The following is a 4,624-nucleotide window of genomic DNA, read 5'->3' on the forward strand; positions in this document are numbered from 1 at the left end:
AAACGCGGGTCTGATGTCATGATTTTGGTGAGCGTTCCAGAGAGTTTGAGAGGCGGATAGCCTCTCATTAAAAAATAAAGTTTGTAAATAAAAACTATTTTTATTGTCAATCTTCTGAAATTCTTCTATGAATTAATCAATGTGTTGATTGCATACGCAACAATCAACAAGGGATTAAAAGCCTTAAATTATAGCGTTAGAATTAGCTCACTATGTTGGGCTTCCCGGAGTTCCGGGAGTTTTTGTTATGTCCAGGTGCTTTTCAGCACTAAAAGCAAAAAGCTGACTATAATTCAGTACTTTTAACTCCCGGAATACCAATGCGAGGGCGCTCGCACCCGGTAGGGGGAATTTAAAGTGCAAAACAAAACTCCACATTTTAATGATATTTCTGTAGGGGAAAAAATTCGCGATAGAAGAAAATTCATGGGAATTTCTCAGACAGAATTAGGAAACAAATTAGGAGTAAGCTTCCAACAAATCCAAAAATATGAAAAAGGCTCAAATCGTGTAGGAGCTGGACGTTTGCAGGAAATCGCTAACATACTAGATGTTCATATCTCCTTTTTTTATACCGACATTTCACAAAAAAGAAATATCTCATACCCTTATGATGAAGGAATTTCCAGTAAAGAATACTGCCTTTTAAGAGGTTTTAGACAACTCAAACCTAAAAAACAGAAAGCAATTTTGTGGTTGGTTTCCGAATAGAATGAATACTTTTAAAATTATATTACATACAGCTATCTTCTCTATTCATAATAATATTTTAAATATTTATTACGTATTTTGTACGTAAATAATAAATAATAATTATTTATTTTGTGTGTAATTGTTATTTATATAATTTTCAATAAGACGATTAAGAAAATCACCACCATCTTCATTAAGTTCGTCTGCTAAAGACCAAAAACTGTCTCTTACTTCTGGTTCAAGTGCAAGTGTTAATCGTGCTGTTTTTAAACTACGTCTTCTACGTCCACTACCACGTTTTGTTTCTACACTATGACGTGTCGTAAAACCATTATTTTGACCTATCTTACCTAATTCTTGTTCATCTACTTTTTGTGCTTTTGTAAACGGTTGTAAATTTTCAAGATTCGGTAATACAATTTCAGCTCTTTTTGTCATGCTACTTTGTCCTTTAATAAATTTTCATTATCCAATACCTTCACAACAGCATTAGCAAAAACCGTTGCATTTTCTTGTGCTGCTTGAGGATTATTCACATCAGAAGATGCTAAATCAAAGAGAGACCCCCCTATCTGAAAAAGAGCACTAAAAGCTCCTCTTTCAGTTAATGAAGCAGGTAAAATAGGAAGATTAGCCTTTTCTAACGTTTTCTCTATATGCTGTCCTTCGCGACTGTTTAAGGTATTAGTCATAGAAAATACGATACGAAAAGGTATTTCTCTTTTAAAAAACTGACTCTGTTGTTTTATTAAAGCAATGATCTTTCCTATCTGATCTCCATCAAGTTGTTTTTTTCTCATAGGAACCAAAACTAAATCTGCTCTCCCTATAGCAAAAGAAGCCGCAAGATTAGCAGAACCTTCAAGATCAACAATAACAAATGGAAACTGTTCTACAGCATCATCAATGCAAGAAACAATATTCTGTTCTGTAATATTTCCAGAAACTTCTATATTTTGAGGCATTGTATCTACAGATCTTTTCATCCATGTCACAAGTGGTTGATTTGGGTCTGCATCAATTAATTTCACCTTAGATCCGGCTTTAGCAAAAACGTTAGCTAATACTAATGCCATTGTGGATTTTCCAACACCACCTTTTGTTGAACACATAGTAATTACAGGCATTAAGATATTCCTTATTCAATGAATAAACACCAAATAAATACCATTTATTTATTACGTATTTATTAAAATTATAAATAATAATTATTTATTTTGTAAATATTTATTATTTACGTATAAAATACGTAATAAATATTTATATCTTGTTAATTTCAAATCAGGCATAATCGGGTGTGCACATTCCAGTATGCAAACGAGTTTATTTCACAATTTCGTTTCTTGTGAGTAATTGATTTTTACATTACTTTTATATATATTAGATAATTATTTTTATATATATTAGATAATTATATAGTAAGAGGAATTTTTTATGTCTTCATTAACAGTTACAGCAAAAGGACAAATTACGCTAAAGCGGGATTTACTACAGCACCTTGGTGTTAAACCAGGTGAGAAGATTGACTTTGATAAGTTACCAGGTGGTGAACTTCGTATAAAAGCGTCACAGCCTACAAGCACTATTGAGAGCTTTATTGGACGATTTTCTGGAAAACTAAAAAAACCTCTAACCATTGAAGAAATGAACGAAATTACAGCTTCTAGTTGGGCTGGGAAAAAATGAAGATTTCTGTAGATACAAATGTTCTGGCTCGTGCTGTTTTACAAGATGATAAAAAGCAAGGGGAGGTAGCAAGTAAGATTTTAAGAGAAGCTTCTCTCATAGCTATTTCTCTACCTTGTCTATGCGAACTTGTTTGGATACTTCGCCGAGGTGCAAGACTATCAAAAGAAGATGTAGCTGGAATGTTACGCGATCTGCTAGCAACCAGTAATATAGTAATGAATAGACCAGCTGTTGAAGCAGGGCTTGCTATTCTAGAGGCTGGTGGTGATTTTGCTGATGGAATTATAGCTTATGAAGGTAATTGGCTAGGTGGCGAGACATTTGTTTCGTTTGATAAATTAGCAATCGACCTATTAAAGAAAAACGGACAATTAGTAAAACTCCTTACTTAATGAGTGAGCTAATACCTATAAAAGAATAAGCTATAGATGTGGATTTTCCAACACCACCTTTTGTTGAACACATAGTAATTACAGGTATTAAAATTTTCTTATTTACTAAATAAATATTATTTATTTAGTACGTATTTTGTACGTAAATAATAAACATACTTCAATGCATCACGTCATGGAAAAGAACTATCAACTTGGCGCAGTTTATCTTAATTTTCCAATGTTCTTGGCATGGTAATGATAGGCTTTGTTTTTGTAAGCTTGATGTTTTTACGTTCAATAAATAAACGTAAGGTGTTCACACTAACTCCTAATGTCTTAGCAATACGGCTCTGTGATAAACCAACATTTATAAATGCTTGAATTTCATCAATATGATTGTCCAGCTTTAATTGCGTAGCTTTACTTCCTTTTGGCCGGCCAAGTTTTATTCCTCGTTGACGAGCAACATTTAAGGCTTCTTTTGTGCGTGTTTGAATTAAATGCCGTTCAATTTGTGATACCATACCCAATACGTTTGCAATGATATCGCTTTGTAAACTTCCATCCATGATAAGGTTTTGTTTCGTTATATGCACAATTAAACCACGTTCACTGGCTGCTTTGAGAATTTCTAAAACAGCAAGAGAAGAACCAGCTATACGAGAAAACTCCGGTGTGAGTAAAACATCACCACATTCAGCTTTTTCAATTAAAGCACCAAGTTTACGCTTACGCCAATCTTTTCCTCTACTTGCAATTTCTTCCTCAATATAAAGTGGAGCAAAGCCATTTTTATTAGCATATTCTAACAATCCAAATTTTTGATTTTCTGTATCTTGTCCATCACGAGAAACACGTAAATAAGCATAAAATTTTGGCATTTTCAGTAAAAAGGTTATTTTTGATTAAAACTGATATATTATTGCATAGAAAAAATAGGAATTAAATATACAATTTTCGTTCATAAAAAATGATCGTTTTTTCTGATATTGCAATTTATGACGCTTCAAATGATACTGTGCGTATACTTCATGCAAAAAAAATTCAGTTGTTAAGTATATCTAAATTGAATCCGGCTGTGTTTAATAGTTCAATAAGTTTTGGGAGAGTCTCTTTTACGTGTTCATTAAAAGGAATGTAATTAATCCCTTCATAATCTGAAGGCACTTCAACATCTCGTTGTTTTAAAATAGCAATATTTCTGCAAGAAATTATAGGAAACAACATACCCATTTTAAAAATAACATTTTTATTAGCGCGCGGTTGTGCGTCTTTTTTATCAGCAGATTTTGCATAGCCAATCTCATCGGGAGTAAGTAACACAATACCAAATTTTGGAGAATTAGTTTGCATACTAATTTCTTGTTTAAAATCATCAATAGTAGTTAAATCATCACTACCAAATTTCAGAACGTATGGTTCCAATCCAAGCTTAAAAAGAATACGTTCAGTTTGTTCTAAAATAGTATGATTATTATATACAATAAAAATTTTTGGCATTTTTATATCCCCTATAAAATACATGCATTTGTCCCAGAGGGCTTATTATTCTTTATCAACGAATAATTGCGATAAAAATTTCTCCCAATCTATATTTTCCTTTAATTTATCATTAGTCTCTTTATCAAATTTTATTTTTTTACCATTTACAGTAAAACAAAATTCAACACTTTCGATATCATCATGATTGAGCATTTCCAACACCTATAATTTCAGTTATGTTCCATGTTTTATTGAGTTTAATGGAAATTTTAATACCTTTGTTTTTACATTGCTCTCTGAAAGCAGGCGCCCCCGCACCTGCTATTTTATTTACGCAACATCCTCATACTCATCACGAAAATAATCATCATCACTACCAAATCTTG

Annotated in this window: 8 protein-coding genes; 3 read left to right on the forward strand and 5 right to left on the reverse strand. The window is 32.4% G+C overall.

The features are described 5' to 3' along the window. Positions 1-357 precede the first annotated feature (357 nt). Positions 358-711: a helix-turn-helix domain-containing protein gene (locus tag ACFIMI_RS09455; RefSeq protein ID WP_375628367.1), complete on the forward strand. Its 354-nt coding sequence runs from the start codon at positions 358-360 to the stop codon at positions 709-711. Positions 712-813: 102 nt separating this feature from the next. On the opposite strand, the gene ACFIMI_RS09460 is transcribed toward ACFIMI_RS09455, so the two are convergent. Next, on the reverse strand, positions 814-1,131 hold the full coding sequence (locus ACFIMI_RS09460; RefSeq protein WP_375628368.1) for a hypothetical protein: 318 nt from the start codon (positions 1,129-1,131) through the stop codon (positions 814-816). After that, positions 1,128-1,820, reverse strand: coding sequence for an AAA family ATPase (locus ACFIMI_RS09465; RefSeq protein WP_375622568.1), 693 nt, complete (start codon positions 1,818-1,820; stop codon positions 1,128-1,130). The genes ACFIMI_RS09460 and ACFIMI_RS09465 overlap by 4 nt, the downstream gene beginning before the upstream one ends. Before the next feature lie 307 nt (positions 1,821-2,127). On the opposite strand from ACFIMI_RS09465, the gene ACFIMI_RS09470 reads away from it, so the two are divergent. Together ACFIMI_RS09470 and ACFIMI_RS09475 are read left to right on the forward strand one after the other, a co-directional pair. Then, entirely contained in the window at positions 2,128-2,379 is a 252-nt protein-coding gene (locus tag ACFIMI_RS09470; protein ID WP_004857201.1) for a hypothetical protein, read from the forward strand. Further along, positions 2,376-2,774: a type II toxin-antitoxin system VapC family toxin gene (locus ACFIMI_RS09475; RefSeq protein ID WP_375628370.1), complete on the forward strand. Its 399-nt coding sequence runs from the start codon at positions 2,376-2,378 to the stop codon at positions 2,772-2,774. The genes ACFIMI_RS09470 and ACFIMI_RS09475 overlap by 4 nt, the downstream gene beginning before the upstream one ends. A gap of 209 nt (positions 2,775-2,983) precedes the next feature. Here ACFIMI_RS09475 and ACFIMI_RS09480 read toward each other — a convergent pair whose 3' ends face one another. From ACFIMI_RS09480 to ACFIMI_RS09490, 3 genes are all read right to left on the reverse strand, one after another. After that, a complete protein-coding gene (locus ACFIMI_RS09480) occupies positions 2,984-3,637 on the reverse strand; it encodes a recombinase family protein (RefSeq protein WP_375641058.1) in 654 nt (217 codons plus the stop codon). A gap of 163 nt (positions 3,638-3,800) precedes the next feature. Continuing rightward, entirely contained in the window at positions 3,801-4,256 is a 456-nt protein-coding gene (locus tag ACFIMI_RS09485; protein ID WP_375630646.1) for a TIR domain-containing protein, read from the reverse strand. Positions 4,257-4,301: 45 nt separating this feature from the next. After that, positions 4,302-4,451, reverse strand: a complete 150-nt coding sequence (locus tag ACFIMI_RS09490) for a hypothetical protein (RefSeq protein ID WP_375612426.1) — start codon at positions 4,449-4,451, stop codon at positions 4,302-4,304. Positions 4,452-4,624 lie beyond the last annotated feature (173 nt).

Origin of the sequence: Bartonella sp. AP4SXKL (assembly GCF_042195845.1) — a bacterium.
Taxonomy (GTDB): domain Bacteria; phylum Pseudomonadota; class Alphaproteobacteria; order Rhizobiales; family Rhizobiaceae; genus Bartonella.

Coding starts and splice junctions, on each gene's coding strand:
- ACFIMI_RS09460 (WP_375628368.1), bottom strand. CDS start 1,131: ATGACAAAAAGAGCTGAAATTGTATTACCGAATCTTGAAAATTTACAA.
- ACFIMI_RS09465 (WP_375622568.1), bottom strand. CDS start 1,820: ATGCCTGTAATTACTATGTGTTCAACAAAAGGTGGTGTTGGAAAATCC.
- ACFIMI_RS09470 (WP_004857201.1), top strand. CDS start 2,128: ATGTCTTCATTAACAGTTACAGCAAAAGGACAAATTACGCTAAAGCGG.
- ACFIMI_RS09475 (WP_375628370.1), top strand. CDS start 2,376: ATGAAGATTTCTGTAGATACAAATGTTCTGGCTCGTGCTGTTTTACAA.
- ACFIMI_RS09480 (WP_375641058.1), bottom strand. CDS start 3,637: ATGCCAAAATTTTATGCTTATTTACGTGTTTCTCGTGATGGACAAGAT.
- ACFIMI_RS09485 (WP_375630646.1), bottom strand. CDS start 4,256: ATGCCAAAAATTTTTATTGTATATAATAATCATACTATTTTAGAACAA.
- ACFIMI_RS09490 (WP_375612426.1), bottom strand. CDS start 4,451: ATGCTCAATCATGATGATATCGAAAGTGTTGAATTTTGTTTTACTGTA.